This is a genomic window from Streptomyces sp. NPDC005576, from assembly GCF_042871745.1.
Classification (GTDB): Bacteria; Actinomycetota; Actinomycetes; order Streptomycetales; family Streptomycetaceae; genus Streptomyces.
Window position 1 is genome coordinate 74,922 of record NZ_JBIAJC010000022.1, and the last position, 21,189, is coordinate 96,110.

The 21,189-nt window shown below is 74.0% G+C and carries 1 protein-coding gene (cut by a window edge); it reads right to left on the bottom strand.

Going from position 1 to position 21,189, the window contains the following annotated elements:
- On the bottom strand, window positions 1–21,189 hold the 3' portion of the coding sequence (locus ACFYPN_RS30675; protein WP_389302775.1) for a hypothetical protein. It continues 10,839 nt past the right edge of the window; only the last 21,189 of its 32,028 coding nucleotides appear in the window; the start codon falls outside the window, past its right edge — the gene reads right to left on this strand; the stop codon is at window positions 1–3.

The window sequence follows — 21,189 nt, forward strand, 5'->3', positions numbered from 1 at the left end:
TCACCCGCGCCCGCCGCGGCGCGGTTCCCTCACTTCCCAGGCACTGCCCTCGGGCGTCTCCGGCCGGTCCAGATAGGTGATGCGGGTCGTGCCGTCCCGGTCGGTGTGCAGACCCACCGGGCGGGAGATCGCCCAGACCCGCCGCCCCGTACCGTCGGCCACGCGCTGGGCCAGCTCCAGATTGCCGTCGCCCCCAGCGCCCGACAGCAGCACCAGGGAAGTGCCGCGGTCGACGCCGGCGAGGGCCGCGCCGTCCGCCAGCAGGGGCGCGAGCGAACCGTCGCCGAAGCCGGCCGCCCCGCCGTCCGCGTCGGCGGACGGCGCCACCAGGTACGGGGTGGCGACCTCCTCGAAGGCCCAGGCCGGTTCCGCCATGTGGTCCGGGTCGGCGGCCCCCGGCGCGCCCTCGGCGTGTTCGAAGACCTGGAACGGGGCCAGGCCGTTCCCGTCCGCGGCGGCCACGCGCACCTGACGTACCCGGCCGGAGGGGTCGGGCCACATGTGTGAGACCCAGCCGTCCGGTTCGGTGACCTCGGCGCGGACCGGGACGTCCAGCTCGTGGCGGATGCCCTGGATCAGACGGTCGACCGGCACCTCCGCGTAGGGGACGGCCCCCGGGAACCGGGCCGGTGCCGAGGCTTCTCCGGTCAGCCGCCGACGCGCCTCGTTGACCTCCCGGACCACGGTGGCCTCGAAGCCGTCCCCCGCGAGGCGGGCGTCCGCGAGGCCGCCGTCCATCCGGAGGCCGTCCTCGGGGAGTACGAGTTCCCGGCTGTCCAGCAGCCGCTCGTACCGCTCCAGGCGCTCGGGCGCGGGGTGATCCGGGGTGACGGTCCGCACCTCGGCCAGGTCCGCCCGCAGGGTGTCGACCGCCCACCTCAGCACGGCCCGGTGCGCCACCGTGGCCAGGTGTGCCCGGTCCAGGGTGACCACGGCCGCTCCGAGCGGGCCGTCCTCCCTGACCCCGGTCGGTCGGGCGGGCGTGGGGGTCCCGGTGCTCGTCGCGGGCGTGGCCCGGGCCGCCGTCCTGATCCGGCGGGCCAGCGACTGGTGCAGGCGGGCGGCGGTCAACCCGGGCTCGCCGACCGTCTGCTCCAGCGGCTCGGCCAGGTCGAACCGAGGTGCCCCGTGCAGGTTCTCCCACTCCCCCTGCGGGGTCGCCGGGACGGGTTCTTGGGCCAGCCTGGCCCGGAGTTCCCCGACCTGTGCCTCGAACAGCTCCACGTAGACGTCGCCGCTGAAGGCGTCGCTGCGCAGGTTCCGCGTCTCGGACCCCGCTCCCGGCAGACTCTTCTTCGAGAAGAGCTCGGCCTCCAGCCGGTAGCGCCCCCGCAGCCGGACCAGGAGGACCGGGCCCTGCTGCTTGATGTGCTGCTCGCGCCGGTAGTTCTCGGTGCCCGTCTCAGCGGTCCCGGCGCCGGTGGAGCGCGACGCCCCCGTGTCACCGCCGCCGGTGTACGGGGGGAAGGGGTGGCCCTGCGCCGACTGCGCGGGGTCGTGGGCGTGCAGGGTGCCCGAACCGGAGACGCCCGCGCTCGCGGCGGGGCGCACCCGGTCGCTTCCGGAGCTTGCCGACGTCCCGCTCTGGTGCTTGGTGTAGCGGCCGGTTCCGGTGCCGTCGACCTGCCCGAGGATCTCGAGGTCGAACAGGTCGCCGCGCAGGATGAGCCGGGCGTGCTTGTCGGACGCGTGCCCCGGCACGAACAGCATGTCGGTGAGCTCGTAGGACCGGCCCGCCGACGCCTCCACCAGGTGGTTGGTCAGGTGGTCACGGCTCATCAGCTGGCGGATGCCGAGGTTGGTACGGGTCCGGGCGCCGTCCGCCTGGGGGCCGAACATTCTGGTCATCAGTTCGAGTGCGGCCGGCAGGGCGTCGTCGAGCATGGTGCCGGTGATGTACGCGTCGCCGGGCAGTTCGGGCAGCGGCCGCGGGTCGCGCACGTCCGTACGCCTGTCGGCCGTGCGGAACTCGCCCAGGCCGCGCGGCACCTGGAGCTCGATGGTGCCCGGGACGCTGATGACGGCGGGGGTGGACCTGGCGGGGTCCAGGCTGCGGTACCAGCCGGCCAGGAGGTTGTTCAGGGGCCGGCCGGCCATGTCGAGCCGGGCGACCCGGACGGTCATGGTGTGGGCGGCCCGCACCAGATAGGTGCCGTTCCAGCTGTAGACGGTCTGCTCGGTGGTGGCGGTCTCGGCCCGGTTCACTCCCTGGTGACGGGCCTCCCCCACAGCGAGACCTCCGCTGCCCGAACCGTTCGCGCCACCACCGCCCAGCTTGCCGGCGGTCAGCCCCAGCGCGGTGTCCCGGGAGGTACCGGTGGCGGTGCTCACATAGCCGTGCCCGTACACCTCAAGACCGGTCCGGGGGCGGAAGCCGACCACCTCCGGTTCGGAGTCGAGGGTGTCGCTCAGCTTGATCTCGACGATGTCCGAGAGCAGCCAGCCGATCGGGTTGACCAGGTAGAACGTGTGGCCGTTGGGCGACAGCAGGTCGTCCCACATGGCCATGTCGCGGCCCTCCGCCAGCAGGGCCTGCAAGGCGTTGACCGAGCCCTGCAGACGTCCGATCCGGCGGCCGTCGCCGGTCCACAGCTCGGGCTGCGCGGCCAGCAGACCCGGCGCGACCCGGTCGACCTGCTCCCGGACGATGTCGTAGGTCGAGCGGTAGCCGCGCTCGTAACTGATCGAATGGACCCCGCTGTGGCCCAGGAACCGGCCGCCGGGGTCACGGCGGGTCAGGTAGTCGGGGAGCCCGGTGCCAGGGAAGGCCCCGCCCTCGGGGTCCCGCAGGTCCAGGCCGAACCGGTCGGTGAAGTCGGCCCGGAGCCGAGGGTCCGGCACGGTCAGGGCGCCGCTCCCGTGCAGCTCCGCCAGGAGCGCGGCCAGCTCGTGGCGGGACTCGGTGAGACCGTCCAGCGCCTCCGCCACCGCCTGGTCCGCCGCGCTGCGCGGCAGGGGGCCGTCCGGGTCGGGTACGTCCCCCGTCCAGCGGGACAGCACGCCCGCGACGGTGTCCCCGCTGAGCCGGACCTTCCCGGCGCGCCAGCGGTTCATCACGTCGACGAGCTGGTCGTCGGGGATCGGTACGGTGCCCCGCGTGTACTGCTCCAGTGCCTCCGGCTCGGCCAGCAGGTACAGCATGGTGCGGTCGTCGACCTGCCGGCTGTGCGAACCGTAGGAGTCCGGCAGGAGCTTGGCGTGCTTCTCCAGACGGCCGGTCACCTGGTAGGTGACCCCGGTCCGGAAGAGGTACGCCCGGGTGAAGCTGAGCTTGATCTCCTCCTTGGCGCCGGTCCGTCCCAAGCTGGACGACTGGTTCCACTGCCTGCTCCACGAGGCGTCGGCCCCACCCGTGAGGGAGCCGCCGCCGTCCGGGGTGGTACCGCCCAGGGCGACGTCGGCCGGGATCGCCCTGACGCCGCGTGAGCTGCCGGCCGTGGTGTTGGTCTGGCTCATCCAGAGCGTGATGGCGCCCAGCACGAAGGGGTCCTGGGTGACGCCCGCGAAGGAGGACGGTCCCATCTCCCCGTGGATGTCGAGCGCGCCGTGGGTGTCGCGGAAGAAGCCGCTCTCGAAGAACTGGTCGGTGGTGTAACGGCCGTTGAGGATCTCCTTCAGATGCGCCCGTACCTGCGTGGTGCCGGTGAAGGAGGCCAGCTCCTGGACCGCCCCGCCCTGCGGTGTCGCGACCAGTTCGCCCAGCGCCCCTGCCGCCGCGCCGTGGAGTCCGGAGGAGTCCACGTAGTAGACCACCGCCCGGTCGAGCACCGCGGCCGGTGTGGGCCGCCGCTGCGGGGCGGGGCGCGGCGCCGGATCGTCGAACGGGGGCAGGAGGGCGAGGGCCTCCTGTCGCCGCAATTGGATCGCCCGCGGGTCGCGGGCCCCCGGCCGGAGCCGCCCGGCGAGTCCGCTGTGCTGCAGTTCCAGGGTGACGGTGTAGTCGCTGAACAGCGTGAACCGCCTCAGGACTCCGGCGAGCTCCAGCAGTTCGGGACGGTTGTTGAGGAACGAGACGGCGTCGGTGCGGCCTGCCGAGACACTCGCCTCGACCCCGGCCGACGCTCCTCTGAGCTGGTGGAACAGGGTCTTGAACCGGAGGCCGAGCGCCAGTTTGCGGGCGTCGCCGCTTGCCATCCCGGCGGTGTCCATGCCCATGGCGAGGTTGACCGCGGCCATGTCCTCGGTGGTGCCCTCGAAACACGGTGGGAGGCCCTCGGACGCCTTCGCCCGGAAGGTGATCCGTACGGAGTCCATGTCGACGTCGACGCCGAGGGCCCCGCGCGGGAGGTCCATGACGAGTTGCAGACCGGGCTCCTGGTGCAACTGGTCCCAGAACGACTCGATACCGCGCGGCGAGAAGAACTTCTGCAGCTGCTCCTGGTTCTTCACCTGGGTGTCGAGGGTGCCGGAGTTCGACCACCAGCGGCCGCCGGTCAGCGGCACGGTGGGATCCGGCGGCAGGAAGCCGAGCCTGCGCAACTCCCGCGCCACCTGCCCGTACAGCTCAGTGACCGTCTCGTCGCGGACCTCGACCAGGCCCATGCCGATCCCGCGCCCGTCGCGGACGTACGACGGTGCGTCGACGTGCTCGGGGTCACCCGGGCGGCGGCCCGTGCCCCGGACCAGGTCCGGGGCGTAGCGCACGAGGCGGCCGGTCGGGCCCTCGTGGACGGCCACGGTGCGCTCGGACGGGTCCGCCGGGCCGCCGGCCGCCCGGTCAGCAGCGGTGAGGGGGGTGGCCCGCAGCGCTTCCTCGTCCACCGGCAGGCCGTACCGGAGGGCCTCGCGCTCCGGCACCCGTACCAGGCCCTCGCCCGGCACGTCGGCCGTCAGGACCGGCTCGTGGCCGCGGACCGCGGAGACGGCGCTGTGCGTGAATCCCATCAGGTAGGCGTTGCTGCGGCCGAGGTCGCGCGGCACCACGACCCACAGACCCGTGCGGGCGGCGCTGACGGTCTCGGACCTGGACCAGGTCATGGCGAGGGCGGCACTGACGCCGAGCCCCAGTCCCGGATTCTGGAACGGGAGGGGGAACAGGTTGAACTCGACCGGCAGGCTGAGCGTGGTGGAGTTGCTGATCGTGTGGCTTCCGCCGGTGCCGTCGATCGCCGTACGGACGTTCTCGATGGGAGCCTGGTCGCTGGTGGCACCCACCCGGACGGCGCGCCGGTCCCGCTTGGTGCGCACCTGCACGGTCGCCACCGGCTTGCCGTGCTCGTCGTGGAGCGAGAAGGGGTAGCCCCGTTCCGGGTCCAGCGCCGCGTCCAGGTGCGACTCCAGGTTCCACAGCTTCTGCAGCAGTTCCTCGCGGGTCACGCTGCCGACCGGGAGCGCCAGTCCCTGCTCCCGTACGGACGCGCTGATCCGGTCGAACAGGGCGGGCAGGCCGGTGAGGCCGGACGCGTGGTACAGGGCGGGCAGCCGGTGCTCCAGCCCGCCGGTGCCGACCGCGGAGACCTGCTCGGGCGCCTTCTCCAGATAGTGCTCGGGCAGGTAGAGCAGCAGCCGCCGGTCGTCCGCCGCTTCCACCGGGGTGGGGTCGACACCGGTCCAGTCCCGGTCCTCGGCGGTACGGATGCGCACCGACCAGTCGCCCCGGTAGGCGATCATCCGGGAGTCGCCCTTGGCCAGCAGCACGTGGCCGCCCTCGGCGTCGCCGACCCAGTTGGTCGAGCGCCGCGAGGCGTTGGCCGTACCGGAGACCCCGACGCCCGCCCTGAGCACCTGGAACACGCCCGGGGCGATCCCGACGCCGTACGACATCGACAGCGAGCCTCGGGTGGCGCCGGTCGGGCCCGAGTGGGTCCGCACGAACGCACCGGTCAGGTAGGAGGAGTTGATCGCCTCGTTGGCGTGGAACCGCCGGTCGGTGGCCTTCTCGGGCACCAGTGCCAGCGGCTCCTCCTCCTCGATGGTCTCCAGCACCGTACGGCCGCTGCCGGGGCCGGCAGGGCGGCTCGCGCGCTGCGCGGACCGGGCACCGCCGGCCGCCCCGGACGCCGCCCCGGGCTGGGCCGCCTTCGCGGCGACAGCCCGCACGGTGCGGCCGTCGTACAGGCCGGCCGGGTCGCGGACCTCGCGCGGGTCCTGGGGGTCGAGGGTGATCAGCGCCTCCACGCTTCCGAGCGGGACCATCAGCCCGTCCACCGTCTCGCCCGGCTTCGGCACGAGGTAGCGGTAGTTGCTCAGCAGACGCTGCGGCAGCGCGTCCCACACCGGTTGCGGCACGCTGTGCCCGGCCTGCTCCACCAGATGGCGCAGGGTCCGGATCACCTCGGGGAGGTGCGGCAGACCGGCCCGGGGGATGCCGATGGTGCGGGCCGCCGGTTCCACCACGACCGGTTCGCCCCACGGGGAGACGAAGACGGGTCCCGGTGCGGGCCGGTTGAGCGGTTCCGGCTGCGGTTCCCGGGTCCGCTGCCCCGGCGCGGGTGGCTGCTCCCCCGCCGGCGCCTCTTCCCCGGTCGGCTCCGGCTCCGCCCACGGCTCCGCGTGCCGCGTCCCGAAGAGCGGTACGCCGTCCCTGTGGTCGGCGTCGAAGAGCCGGAAGCCGGCCTCCCGGCCGTCGCCGGCCGGGGCGGCCTCGCCGAGGGTGCCGGCGACCGGGTCGAGCGCCATGCCGCGGGCGCTGGCGATGACGGGCGTTCCGAGGGCCTCCGCCAGCTCCGCGGCGTACCGGTCGGCGCCCGCACCGATCAGGAGGGGCGACCGTCCGGGCACGGTGGCGTTCAGCAGCGACACGAGCACCTCGGTGCGTACCGGGAGGCCGTCCACGGTCAGCCGGCCGTCGCCGTCCTGCTCCGCGAGAACCAGCACCGCGTCCTGCGGTACGAGTTCGGGCATCCGCTCCATCGCCCGCGGGCCGATGCCCAGCTCCGCCGCCGTGACGTCGGGGAGCGCGACGGCGAGCTGCCGGTCCTCGTGCCACACCGTCCGCGACCGCTGCATGAGGTGCTCGGCCGTGGGGCCGACGACGGGCTCGGCGGCGGCCGGGCCGAACAGGTCGGGCAGCAGTTCCGTCAGCCCTCCGGCGAGCGAGCCGTCGGGGTCGAGGGGCAGCATGCCGACCAGCCCGTCCGGCACCGATACCCGCAGGGTGCGGGCCGGGCCCTGGAGGATCACGTCGATGCCGAGCCCGTAGTAGTCGAACCGGCGGCTGGACTCCTGGTTCCTCTCGTCGACCTGGCTGATCTCGCCGCTGCGCTCGTCGCCCGTCCCAGTCTCGAACGCTCCGGGCAGCCGCTCGACCAGGTGGTCCTCCTGGTGCTCGCCGGCGTTGCCTCCCGCCTCCGGGCCGAGTTCGAACTCCCAGCCGCGGAAGCGCCCGCGCGCGCTCTGGGGAGCGTCGTCGTGCTGCTGGTAGCGCCGCGCCTTGAAGGCGGCTCCCTTCGCCAGGACGCGGGCGCCGGTGAGCTCGAAGCGGACCGCGACCTCGCGGTCGCCCACCGGGACGCGGTAGGTGCCGTTCAGCAACTGGTCGACCCGGGGCCGCAGCACGTTGCCGGAGGAGCGGAGCTCGTACAACTGGCCGGCCGGCGTGGTGAAGTCGACACCGGGTACCTCCCAGACGCGGTCCCGACCGAGGTCGGGTGCGGTGCGGGAAGGAGCGGCGGCGAGCTTGGCCCACCTCTGGACGGCAGCGGCGGCAGGCACGTCCCACGGATGGAAGTGGGTGACGAACTCCGTCGGCACCGGTGTGGCCTCGCGGTCCCCGGTCTCCCACCTCGGGCTGCTGCCGAAGGCGGTGGGCGCGACCGGGGCCACCGGCGCGGCGGACGCCTCGGTCGTCAAGTGGGTCGGTACCAGCAGTCGGACGGTGCCCGACGACCGGTGGGCCGCACCGTCGTCGTACCAGTCCCACCGCTTCTTCCCGTACCAGAGGCGCGCGGCGCCGTCCTCCCGTCCGAGGAGCGCCCCCATGCCCATGATCGTCCGCTGCAGGCCCCGGGAGGCTGCCGCGAGGATTTCGGGCAGTTCCGAGGTCCGGCCGAGCGCGACCTGGAACCGCACCTGGTGTTCGAACTCCTCCGAGGTGTCCCTGGTGGAGCCCCGGTGGATGTCGAGGACGGTCCGGCTGTTCTCCTCGGTGTCCGTCGTGCCGGCGCGGTAGGTGGCACCCAGGCCGATGCCGCCGTATCCCGTGCCGCTGCCCACCCGGCCGCGCAGGACCGCGCCGCCGCCGCCGTACGTCGTGACGGACCGCTCGGTGCTGTCGGCGCTCAGGCCCTCGCCCCGCAGGGTGAGTCGGACTTCGGGGCGGCGGCGGTGGCTGTGCGCGGGTTCCACTTCGCTGACGGTGACCCGGACCACCAGGTAGTCGGTGCCACCGCCGAAGCGCGGCAGCGGGAACACCCGCCACCGGTCCTTGCCGCCCACCAGGCCGGTGAACTCGGCCTGGAGGTTCTCCGAGGAGAGGAACGCCCGCAGTTGGCGCTGGAGGAGATCGCGGTGCGGGTCGTCCTCGCCCCCACGCAGGACCCCGCGCCGGCGCAGCCGGTCCATGACGCTCGGCAGGACGGTGTCGGCCCGGAGCACCTCGGGGTGTGCGGCCGTGGCGAGGAGACCGGAGTCGAGGTGCGCGCGGGGGGCCGGATCCTCGTCGAGGGGCGCCAGCAGTCCCAGGTCCTCGGCCCTGCGTCGCGCGGCCAGCAGTTCCAGCGCGCCGGTGGTGGCGGAGGAGCCGACGGCCTGCCGGCGGTCCTTGCCCTGCCAGGACACCGCCGTCGCCTCGATGTCGGCGTCCAGCAGGATGCGCCAGGCGCCGTCGTAGGTGGACCGGCTGATCTCCACGCTGCCGATCTCGGTGCCCTGTCCGGACGACCACGAGCGGCCGAACTCGGCCTCCGCGAGGGCGGTGATCCTGCCGGTCGTCCCGCCCGCGTGGTCGTCGCCGAGCCGTGCCTGGGGGCCCACGCCGCCCGACACCCCGATGCCCGACTCCCGGGAGAGCTCGGCGCCCGAGGAGGTCTTCGCCTGGAGGTAGTGCTCGATCTCCACGTGGTCGGCGGGCTGCGGCAGGCGGTCGGGCCGGGGCACGCGCAGGCGCAGCCGCACCTCCTGCTTGCGGCCCTGCCGGGTGCTCAGCAGGGTCTTCCAGCCGTCGGGCCCGGTCAGCTCCGCGAAGTGGGCGTCGAGGACGCGCGGGCTGGTCAGGTGGAGCAGTTCGGACGGCCAGTGCGCCGAGGTCCGGGCCCATTCCGGCGGCAGGCCGTTCACCTCGGCGTAGAGCTCCGCGACCAGCCGGGTCAGCCGGGGCATGGCGGCGAAGGCCGGGTAGAGACCGGCGGTGCCGGCCCGGTGGAAGTCGAGCGCCGGTGAGCCGTCGGAGGGCTGCGGCGCCTTGACCACGGTGCTGTCACGCATCGCGGCCACCTCGGCCGCGGTCACCGGGGCGGCGGGCGCGTGTTCGCGGGAGAGCGCCACCTCGGCGGTGGTGGTGCCGTCCTCACCGAGGTAGGTGGTGGTCTCGTCGATCTCGGTCTGCCAGATCACCTTGTAGAGGCTCAGATCGACCGGGCCGGAGGTCTCCATGCGGTTGTAGTGCTTGTTGTTGCCGGTGAGCTTCTGGGTGGCGCCGCGGCCGTGGCTGCCGCGCAGACGGACACCGCCGGCCTGGAACCGCATCACGCCGCCCAGGGACACCCGGGCACCGCCGCCCAGGGACGCCTCCCCCTCCCAGCGGGTGCCTCGGTGGCTGGTGAAGGTCTGCCCCGAGGTCGTCCGGGCGTTGAGCGTCATGGAGCCGGCCGCGTCGGAGGTGTCCAGACGCTCCCTCAGGTGCGCGCGGACGGCCAGCCGGAGGCTCCGTCCGCCCAGAGCCACCTCGTGGCTGTAGCCGTGCATCAGTTGCGCCAGGTCGGTGGTGAGTGCGGGCACTCCGAAGAAGACGCTCAGTTCGCGGTCGACGGACGACCAGTCCACGCGACCGCTCCCGGGGCGCGCCGCGAGGTGCCCCAACTCCGTACGGAAGTGCTCCACCACCCGCTCGGCCCCGGGCAGCGACAGCAGGACCGCGAACCCCGGCCCCTGACGGGCGGCCAGGTGCAGCGGCTCCCCGGGCTGGGGCGGCAGGGCCTCGTCCAGCTCCGCCGGCCGGGTGGTGGCGGGCGCGGTCGCGGGGCGCGTGATCAGTTGCCTGGCGAGGCGGAGCAGCCTGCGGACGTGCGGCTGCTCGGGCACGGGTACGGGCTGTCGCTGCGGCCGGACGACCGTCTCCACCGACTGCTCGAACCGCCGCGCGCCCCGCCCGTCGGCGCCGACGGGTACGCCGACCTCACCGACGACCCGGGCCCGCACGGTTCCCAGTGCCGGGTGGCTGGTGGAGGCGAAGTCGAGCTCCGTCTCGACGGAGACGTCGTACCGGGCGTGGTCACCCTGCTCGTTGAGCACGTAGTGGTTGACGGCCTGCGTGGTCAACGACATGCCGGTGGACCGGGACGGGTGGTACGACAGGCCGAGGAAGGGCGCCACGCCCTTGCCGCTTCCGGCGGACGGGCCACTCTGCCCGGCGGCGAGCCCGGTGCCCTCGGCGTCGGTGAAGTCGTTGCCGAAGCCGTCGGTGAGACCGAACATGTTGAAGCCGACACCGTAGACGGCCGAGCTCGCCACGTCCTGGGAGACGGCCGCGGACAGGCCGGAGCCGAGGTCGTCGCGGACCTTCGCTCCCACGGTGACTCCGACCAGCTCCGCGGAGACGATCCGCAGCCGCACCGTGGGGTGACCCGAGAACGCCGGGGCGAGCAGGGCCCTCCCCCGCCCGGCCGCCTCACCGCCCGCCGCCCAGACCGCGTCGCCGATCCGGCGGGCCGTGTCCGGGGTCAGGCCACGGAGTTCCAGGGCGGACACCAGGGTGGGCGCCACCCTGTCGCGCAGTCCCCGGACACCCGGGAACCCATGGGCGGCGTGCACTCTTTCGACGGCCGTCTGGAACGCCCGGCTGACGTCCTCGACGGCGGCGGGCGCCAGACCGGCGCCCTGCGCGCCGGCTCGCAGCGCCCTGTCCGTGGCAGCCCGGACCGCGCGGAGCGCGGTGGGCCCGCGCCGTACCGTCGACGCGCCCGCGGAGATGCGCGTGCCGACGTCACCGCTGGTCAGCAACCACTGGGCGCGGTTCCGGGCGCTCTGTTCGTTGAGCGAGCCCTGGGTGCGGCGGACGATGTCGGCGACCGCTGCGGCGTCCAGCCCGACCCCCAGCAAATCCCGTTGCAGTGCGGCGACCGCCGGGCCGAGGTCGAGCGCGTTGAGCACCAGCCGGGGCGGGGCGGCCCGGCGGGCGGGCTCGTCGTCCCCCGTCCGGGCGGCGGTGAGGGTGTCGGGCGGGGCCGTACGACTCGCGGTGTACGCGGTCGGGACGGACACCCCCATGGCCACGGGCACGGTCGTGTCGGTGGGGTGCTCGAAGCCGTCCACGTACACCCGGAAGCCCAGGTCCGCGTCGAAGCGGGTGGAGCCGTCGACGAAGAGCTTGCGCCCGCTGACGACGTTGCGGCCCCACCCGACGGTGCTCGTCCGGGACACCGAGGCGCCGAAGAACGGCAGGCCGGGCACGACCGCGGACGCCGCGGCGGAGGCGAGGCTGAAGGCGCTGAAGAGCTTGGAGTCCCACCCGTAGCCGCGGCTCCGCTCCGCTGTGCCGGCGGCCTTGGTCGACGCGAAGCCGACCTCGTACTCGCGCACCGGCCGCTCCGGTTCCGCGGTCTCCGGTTCGGGGCGCACCCGACGCAGAGCCGGCCTGATCCACACCAGCCGGCCGTTGCTGACCACCATGCGGCCCTTGAGCAGGAGCTCCTTCCACGCCTTCGGGTCGGTGGTCTCCAGCATGCTCCGCAGGGCGGTGCGGACGTCGTCCCGCACCTCCGGGACCGGGACGGCGCCGGCGATCGCGTTCAACTCCGCCGCGGGATCGTCGACCGGCTGCGGGGCGCGGGTCACGGTCAGCTCGCCGAGCGCTCCTCGGTCGAGGTACCACGGGTGCTGGGCAGTGCTCCCCCCGGGCCGTACGGGAGGTACGGGCAGCGCGGGCGGTACGGACTGGGGCGGCTGCTCCGGGAGCGCTTCCGGCGTGGAGGTGTCCCCGGCGGCCGAGGTGTCCACCCCAGCCGCCGCGCCGGACGCGGTGCCGCCCCCGACGACGCGGTCCGGGCCGCTCCGCGTGACCCGACGCGTGCGGGCGTGCGGGGCGGCGCTGCGGGGAGTGGCCCCCGGCGGGGAGACGCGCGCGGCGGAGGGGTCCGGGGTGACCGACGGGCCCGGGGCTGCGGTCGGGGCCGTGGCGGTCGCCGTGCCCGCCCCGGCGGTCGTGGCCGTGGTCACCCCCGTGGCCGTCCCGGTGGCCGTCGGCTGCTCGGGGTCTCCGGCAGGAGGTGGCACCGGCGCGCGGTCGGGGGACTCCTCCTCGCCCCCGTCGTCCCGGCCGCTGCCCGGCTGCGTCCCGTCGGCCAGGTCCAGGTCCAGGAACTGCTGCCGCTTGGCGAGCGGTACGTAGAGGGTCATCGCCTCGCCGGTGACGGTGTGCACCACGTCCCGGCCGGGCCTGCGCATGAAGTCGAGCAGCCGTGCCGCCCCGGTGGTGTGCTCCACCGGGAGGACGTTCTCCGCGTGCCACTCCAGGTGCCACTGGATCTCGTCGGCGTGCAGCCGGGCGAACTCCAGGCCGCTCGCCTTCTCCCCGGCTTCGGTCGTGAGCCGGTCGCCGGACGTCTCGGCTCCCCGCCTGTCGGTGGTCTGGCCGACCAGGCCGAGGCCCTCGAACGCGCTGTGCGAGCCGGTCGACGACGCGCTGGGCGGCGAGCCGTCCAACTGCTGGGTGATCCGGGCCGAGGCGCTCGCCCGCCAGGCCGTCGCGGAGTCCTGGTCGCCCCACGCCTTGGTCGCCGAGCGGTGGATCCTCCTGCGGACCCGGGAGCCGAGAACCACGTCGGAGTGCTCGAACCCGTTCGCGTGAGCGGTCACCCTGAGCGTGCCGGTGACGTCGAAGGCGGCGCCGGGGATCGTCAACCGGTGCTCGGCGCCGCCCTGGAGCGCCTGCCAGATCCACTGGCTCAGATAGGCGTCGCTGAAGACCGTCTCTATCCGGCTGCGCACGGCGAAAAGGCCGCCCTGCCAGGAGTTGGCCGCCGGGGAGACTCCGTCCAGCGGGTGCACCCCGGTGAACAGGGATTCGGCCGCCTCGCGCAGGCCGCGCAGGTCACCGAGGCTGCCGAGCACCGCGTCCCGCAGAAGGCCGGGGGCGAAGCGCACACCGAACGGCCGGGCCTCGGGGGCGTGCGCCGTCGCGGAGGACCGCTGGACCGGGGAGGTGGGTTCCGCTTCCGCGATCTCCCTCGGGTAGGCGAGTCGCAGCCCCGGAAGTGCCTTGGGGCCGATCGACAGCCGGCGCGAGCGGCCGACGACCGGCGCCGCGGCCGGAGCGAGGGGCCCGAGGAGCGACGCGGCGCCGGGGATCCCACTCGTCAGCGCCGACGAGAGCTTCACCGTGACCTCGACGTTCAGGGTGTGGTCGCTCTGCAGCAGGATCTCCTTGTTCCGCAGGACGGCCACTTCCCAGTGCTCGTCGCGGCGGGACTGCCGGTTCCGGTCCGCGGTGGTCCCCGCGAGGGTCCCAGTGGTGATCGCGTCGCGGTTGAGGTTGAACGGCGAGGTGGTCGAGGCCGTGTGGGTGCCGGTGAGCTGCCCGGACTGCGAGGACACCGACTGCAGCGCCCGGTGCGCCGTCTCGATCAGGACGTTCGCCCGGTCGGCGAGGTACCGCGCCGCAGTCGGGCCCGCCGGGGTCGGCTCGCCCAGGCTCGCCCGGAAGGTGATCTCCATCATCGAGGTGGCGACCAGCGACCGGTACGGCACGGCGATCGTCACGCCGGCCAGCATGGCCCTCAGCAGGGCCGCCGTACCGGTCGGCGAGGACAGCAGGCGCAGGGGACCGGCCGCCGCCTGGGCGTACGAGTGGCCCAACTCCCGTTCCAGCACGGGCATGACCTCGTCGCGTACGAACCGGCCCAGATCCGGGACACTGCGGGCGAAGGCCAGGTCCAACCCGTCGTTGCGCAACACGCTCGACGGGGGGTAGATCCGGTCGGGCGCGGAGTCCTGCTCTCCGGACGCGGCGGGCGCCTGCGGATGGTCGGCGGGCAGCAGACCGAGGCGGACGGCTTCGTCGGCGGCGGTGAGCAGGATCCCCGGCACGGTCACCCGCCGTGACACGCTCCGCCGGCCGTGCCTGCCCGTGCGCAGGGCGCCCTCCACCCGTTCCGGCAGCGGGGTGTCCGTCCACCGGGTGACCTCGAAGTCCAGCAGCACCGCGGTCCGGGCCAGGACGTGGTCGATCAGGGCGATGGCGACGGAGTCCGCCCGGCCACTGCGCTCGGACGAGTCGGTGGCCGGTGTGTCCCAGCCGAAGCGCAGGCCGGGGGCGAGGCGGACCGAGTCGCGGCTCCCCGCCCCGACCATCCCCTCGACACCGATACCGGCGGCCAGCTGCCGGTTGCTCGCGGCGGTGCTCCGGCCCACCCGGGCCGTCTCGCCCGAGACACCGAACACGAACGAGTTGCCGCTGGCACCGATGGAGGTCACTTCCTCGATCGTGGCCCGCAGGCTCACCGACACCCGCTCGGTCCCGCCCCACCAGGTGAGTCCGGTCGAGTTCTCCGGTTCCCAGAGGGGGTGGTGGGCGCCGGAGAAGTCGCCGAGGCGTGCCGGGAGGCCGTGGAGCAGGGCCCGCAGGGACGCGTGGTCGGTCGGGTCGAGCCCGCGTACGCCGAGTTCGGCCAGCGCCTCTTCCACGGCGACCAGCGCCTTGCCGACTCCGACCGTGTGGAGGGACTCGTGGGGCACCCAGGAGCCCGGCTCCGGTCGCCAGGTCAGGCCGCCGGCGGCGCCCGCCGTGTCCCGGGCCGCCCTGCGCACGCCGCCGGAGGGTTCCCGGACGGTCTCGACGTTGGGCACCCACTCCACGCGGTCACCCCCCACCTGCTCCTGGAGGAAGTCCTCGGGTGCTATCAGGTGGGTCCTCACCGACACGGGTTCGCTCACCAGCACCCGTGGCCGCGCGCCGGTGGCGGGGCCCGCCGCCGGGGCGGAAACCGGCAGGGCGGCGGCCGCGTCGTCGACCGGAGGGTAGCTCCCGGGCATCGGGGGCAGGTCGGAACCGTCCGCTACGGCGCCGGAGCGCGCCGCCGTACCCGGGCGCAGGTCCTGCCGCACGCTCACCCGGAAGGCGACGGGGCCCACGAACTCCGCCAGCCACTCCTGGACGGCACCGGTGGTGCGCCGGGCCGTGACCCCGCTGTGCTCCACCGAGCTGCGGGTCACGTTCCAGCCACCCGTGACATTGCCCCACAGTCCGGTGAGTTCGCCCACGGGCTTCCTGGTCCCGGCGGAGAGGTCACCGCTCAGCCCGAGCACCGTCGACCGGTCGGTCGCCATCGACAGGTCGTTGAACACCTGCTGGAAGGTCTCCATCTCCCCCTGCAGGCTCCGCCGGTAGCGGAAGCCGGTGGGATCGAAGGTCGCGTGCACGGTCACCAGGACCTGTTCGGGTCCTCGCAGGGTGCGCTTCGTCAGCACCACGGTGTGGCCGCCGTTGACCATGGCGTGGAGCAGTTGGGGAATGCCCTCCGGGCCCAGGGCGCCGACGAGCTTGGTGTGGTTGCCGAACTGCTCCAGATCGTCCCTGGTGGTCGGCCACAGCACCTGCGTCTCGCCCGCCCGGGCGATGTCCGCGGCCACCGGCAGGTGGGCGGGCGGCAGGTAGCCGTCGAAGTGGGCGCGTACCAGCTGCAACGCGTCGACCAGCACGTCGTTCAGCCGCCTGGCGTCCAGGTCGCCGACCCAGAAGGTCACGGGCAGCCAGTCGGTGAAGATGTCGGGGATGGTCAGCCTGCGGTCGTCGGACGTCCTGGCCGGCCGTTCGCTGTCGTGGCCGTCGTCGTCGTGCGGGCCGTGGGGTGCGTCGTGCGCCCGTGCCACGCCCAGCGACGGCAGGTCCGCGGTGAGTACCCGCAGTTGCACCGTGATCGGTGCCGTCGACCGCTTGCCGCGGGACGACTCGGCCGTCACCTGGCCGTCGAGCCGGACCAGCGCGGTCTCCTCATGGGTGAGGTTGACCTTCTGCCCCAGTGACGCGCCCGTGCTCTGACCCGGCCTGGTGTACCCCACCGAGCGGTTTCCGGAGACGGTCAGGCCCGCCCTCGCCTGGGCGGCGTCGCCGATGTTCAGCGCGCCGCTGGCGGAGACGCCGAAGTCCAGTCGGTCCCGGCCGGTCAGCGCCGTGCCCGTGAAGGCGACGTACGCGTCCTCCACCTCCATGTGGGAGAAGTGGTCGCTCTCCACCACGACCTGGGGGTTGGCGAAGACCGCGCGGAGCGTGACGCTGTCGCGCGTGCGGCCGTCGAAGACGACCGGTGACTGGAAGGTGCCGTTGGCCGCGTCGTGCAGGCCGGTGAGGAGGCTCTGGACAGCGCTGAAGGCGCTCAGCTCGGCCGCGGCCTCCGAGCCGGGCACCGTCAGGGCGGGGTCCACGACTCCGAAGACGGCCCGGCGTACCGCGCCCGCGCCGGACACCACCTCGATGCGGGACAGGCGCGGGATCTCCACCGCCCTGGCCACCAGGTCGGGGACCACCGGGACGTCGACCGGGCGCCACGGCTGGATCCCGCCCGACCCGGTGGTGCCGCCGACTCCGCTGCCCCCGGAGTCCGCGTCGCGGGTACCGGCGGCTTCACCGCTGCCCTCGGAGTCGTTGTCCTCGGAGTCGCTGTCCAGGGCGACGACCTCTCCCGGCAGATCCGCCGTCAGGGCGGCCGTGGACGCCTCGTGTTCGCCCGTCCGGTCGGCCCAGGCCCGGGAGGTCGTGGGGGACGTGCCGTCCTCCGGGCGCGGCAGCGACCTCGTCACCTCGCGGCTGTACCGGACGAGGAGGGCGTGCTCGACCACGTCGTGCCGCTGCTGGGGCTCGGTCCCGCGGCGCCGGACGGTGACGGCGAGGCCGGCATCGGTCAGGAAGTCCACTCCTCGGTAGGAGGTGCCCTTGCTGCCCCTGGAGCTGAGCGCGGTCGTCCCGGCCGTGGTGGTGCTGGTCATGGCGTGCGCCGACCACACTCCACGAGCGGCGCCGCCCACGGAGCTGAGCAGTCCTCCGACGAGGGACAGCCCCTGGGAGAGGGTGGACTCCTGGTCCACCACCCTCCCGGTGGTCCGTACCGACACCGTCGTCGCACGGCGGTCGGTGATGAGCTGCGGCCTGACCTCCCGCGCCACGCCGGGCTGCCGCTGCAGGTGCGCGAAGTCCGCCTCGTCCAGCAGCAGTTCACCACGCGGGTTGGTCGCCTGGACCCAGTCGCCGAGCCGGATGCCGATCTCCAGCTCGAACGCCTCATCTCCCCGCCCGACCTGGACGACGAGCGCGTCCCCGGCCGCCTGACGGAGGCTGTGCGGCAGCCGCACGGGCGACAGGTGCGCGTCGAGTGCCTGCGCGGCCTGCGCCCGCAGACCCTCCGGCAGCATGTCGGCGACCTGGATGTGCAGCAGCCGCAGCACGTCGGGGTTCACCAGCTCCATGCTCTCGGCGCCGATGCCCGGCCGGAAGTCCGCGGTCGTCGCGTACGCGGGCGGGGCGAAGACGAGTCCCTGGTCGGCCAGGTCCTGACGCTGGTCCTTGGACAGCGTCTCCTCGGCCGCGGGAACGGCCGGAGAGGCCAGGGGTCCCCCGCCGCCGGGACGACCGTCACCGGGCCCACCGTCACCGGTCGGCCCCTCGCCGTCGGGCCCACTGTCATCGGGCGAGGTGTCGCCTTCGGGCTTCTCGCCGTCGGGCGGAGTGTCCCCCTGGGCACCCTCGGGCTGCCGGCCGGCCAGCGAGGTGTCACCACCGCCCAGCTCCTCGACGCCCGGCGGGATGTCCCCCTGGGCATCTCCGTCACCCGGCGGAACCTCAGCGTCGGGCCCGGCGGGGCCCTGCGGCTGCGGGGTGCCCTCGGAGCCGGTGGACGGGCCATCCGACCCGGTCGGCAGGAGTTCCAGATCCCCGGCCGTACTCACCACGGGCGCCGCCGGGCGGCCCACGGCGGGGGTCCACCTGCCGTGGTCGAGCAGCACGGCAGGGGTGGGCCCCTGTCCCTCGGCGGTCGCGCCCGCGTCGTGGGGCTGCCGCGGTGTCTCCGGCCCCTGCGCCGTACCGGTGCCCGGTCCGGCGGGCACCAGGACCGGCCGGCGCAGCGTCCTGGTCGCCACGGCGACCGCCGTACGCGCCACTGCGGGGCTCCACTCGCCACCGGCGTGCAGTGCCAGTCGCGCCTGGTCGAGCAGGGGCAGCGACGACCCCGCGAGCCCACGGCTCAGAGTCGCCCGGGCCTGCAGGCGGGCGGTCAGCACGACACCCGCGGCCTTCAGCTCCCAGAGCGGGACCACCCGGTCCTGGAGCCTGTCGGCCCCCTGCGCCTCCTGCTGCTCCTGGGGGAACGCCTCCAGTTCCGGCGGTACGTCCTCCGCCACGACCTGGTGGGCGAGCCATGTCCGTACGGCCTGGTCCGACGACAGGCCCTCGCGCTTGAGGAAGCCCGGTACGGTCCGCTCCACGGCCTCGGTCAGTTCTCGCAGCGAGCCCACGGCCTCGGCGGTCCCGGCCGGCTCCGACGGTGCGTCCACTCCCTCCAGGAACTCCTGGAGGCCGCTGTACATCGCCTCCTCGGCCCGGACCGCTGCCACCGGGTTCGCCCGGCCGTCGGACGGATCGGCGGGTGCCTCCCCGTACAGCCGCTCGAGCAGCGGCACCAGGGCGGGCACGTTCTCCCGCACCCACTCGGGCCCGTTGTTGCGCGGCTCGTCCGTCCGCGGGTCCTGGCCGTGGTTGGTGCCCAGGTAGGCGTTGGTCAGCTGGGCGAAGAACTCCCGCTCGTCGACGGAGGAGTAGTTCTGATGGACGTCCGTCCGTCCGTCGTCGGTGCGCCAGGCGTACCGGCTGCCGTCCGGCCACCGCCCCATCATCAGCTCGACCGGGACGCCCCTTTTCTCCTCTTCCGCGTCCTCGGCGAGAAGCTCCTGGTAGGTGCGGGTGACGAGTCGGCGGTCGGCCTCACCGAGGTTGTGGTGCAGGAGGTGCGCCACCTCGTGGGTGAACGAGGAGTAGCCGTCCGGGTAGTGCTCCTCCGCGCCGACGGAGGTCCGCTCGCCGAGCAGGTTCTCCTCGCCGATCCCGGCCGTCATGCCCTCGTGGGCGCCCCGGATACCGCTCCAGTCCAGGGAGTGCCGCTCATCGGCCACTTCATCGGCGCCGTGCGGGAAGTGCCGGAACGCCGTGGTCTCGGTCAGCCGGGCGTCCCTGGGCAGGACCAGTACCCGGGCGCCGCCGGTCAGCAGCCCCGCGGTGAGCGTCGTGTCCCGGAGCATGCGGGCCAGTTGCCGCTCCGCCTCCCGACGTGCCGAGGCGGGGCGGGAGACGTCCGCCGGAACGTCGACCATCAGCCGTGCGGCCGTCAGCGAGAACTCCTGCGGCGTCAGACGCGACTGGAGGTCCAGGACCAGGGACGGCTGGGCGGCCAGCCAGCGGCGCTGCTCGTACGGCAGGGTCATCAGCAGTTCTGCCCGCGCCGTCTCCGTCATCGCCGGCAGACCGGTCAGGAGCGCCTCCGCGTCCGCGGGGCGTACCGCCACGGGTACGGCTGCCGGCGCCTCGGGCGACGCCTGGGCGGCGGCCTCGGCCTGCTCCGCCGCGCGCTGACCGGAGCCGGGTGCGGCGGACCGGGCGCCGGGTGCGGAAGCCGCCGACGCCCGGTCCTGCGCGTACAGCGTCTCGAACAGGGCGCGGAACTCCTCGTCCGTCTCCCGGGGGCGGCCGCCGGAGAGCCGTACCAGGTCCTGGACGAGGCTCGCGTCGAAGGGCCTGGCGTGCTCGCGGCCCTGGGAGACCTCCCGGTTCACGCGCGCGAGACGGGTGAGGTCGCGCAGCCGCTGCGGGTCTCTCGCCCCCAGGCCGTGCAGGTCCTGGTCGGTGCGCAGCACCTGGATCATGCTCCGGCGGTCGTCGGCGGTGGGGGACCGGTCGGCGGGGAGCAGGCCGGCCGCGTGGACGAGCTGGTCCAGTTCGGCACCACCGGGTTCGGGCAGGGCGAGCTTCCAGGTGCGGTGTTCGCCGGTCCGCTCGTCGTCGGCGACGGCGAGCCACGGGGTCTCTCCGACAAGGACCACCTTGTCAGTGGCGCCGAAAACCATCTGCTCCAGCGTGTTCGCCAGATCCTGGGTGAAAGTAGCCCTCTCGACCGGGCCGTTCGGAGGAACAGCAGCCGAGCAGATGAGGCTGACGACGGGCCGTTCGACGGCGGATTGCGCTCGGGAGCCGGTGAAGGACCGGCGCAACCGCAGCAGGTGCCCCGCCTGCTCCCCGGAGAAGCGGGCGTTCCGGCCCTCCGTGGTGCGCAGGTGGACGGCGCCGGGCACGCCATGGGCGAGCAGGTAGTAGGGGCGCGCACTCTGGTGCGACCAGGGGACGACATCGGAGCCGGTGCTCCAACTGCCCTCCGGCGCCTGCCTCACCTGTGCGAACACGGAGCTGCGCATGGCCGGTTGCAGCTTGCGCTCGACCGAGGTGGCGAACTCCCGCTCCGGCAGCGACCAGTACCCGGCGAAGTCCCCTTCCTCGTCGGCGAGCGCCCGCAGCACCAGTTGGTCCGGGTGGAACTCCTCCCCGGCCACGGAGGTGATCAGCCCCGGCACCGGTACCGGCTCCTCGGCGCCCTCGGTCAGGGTCAGCCACTGGCCGGTCACCCGCTCCGGGTCGACCGGCACCCCGATGCCCACCGGACCGTCCGGCCCGTCCTGGTAGAGCATCGCGCGTCCGGTGTGTCCGCGGACACTGCGGCCCAGGGCGTCCCGCACCGCACGCAGCAGGTTCAGGTTTCCGGACAGTGCCTCGGGTACCAGCATCAGCACGGGTACGTCGGGGTCCTGCCCTACCAGGTCCGCGTCGGAGGCGAGCAGCTCGGCGAACTGGCCGAACGTCAGGTCCTGTGGGGAGTCGGTGCCGCGCGAGAACACCCTGATCCGGTCCGAGATGCCCGGCTCCAGCTCGGCGTGGACCAGGTACGGCGCCCGTCGCAGCGCCGGCAGCCCGAGCGCGTCGGCGGCCGGGCGGTACTCGTCCGGGTTGTCGGTGCGCGTCAGCAGCCGGTAGGAGGACGGCGTCTCGGCCATCCGCGGTGC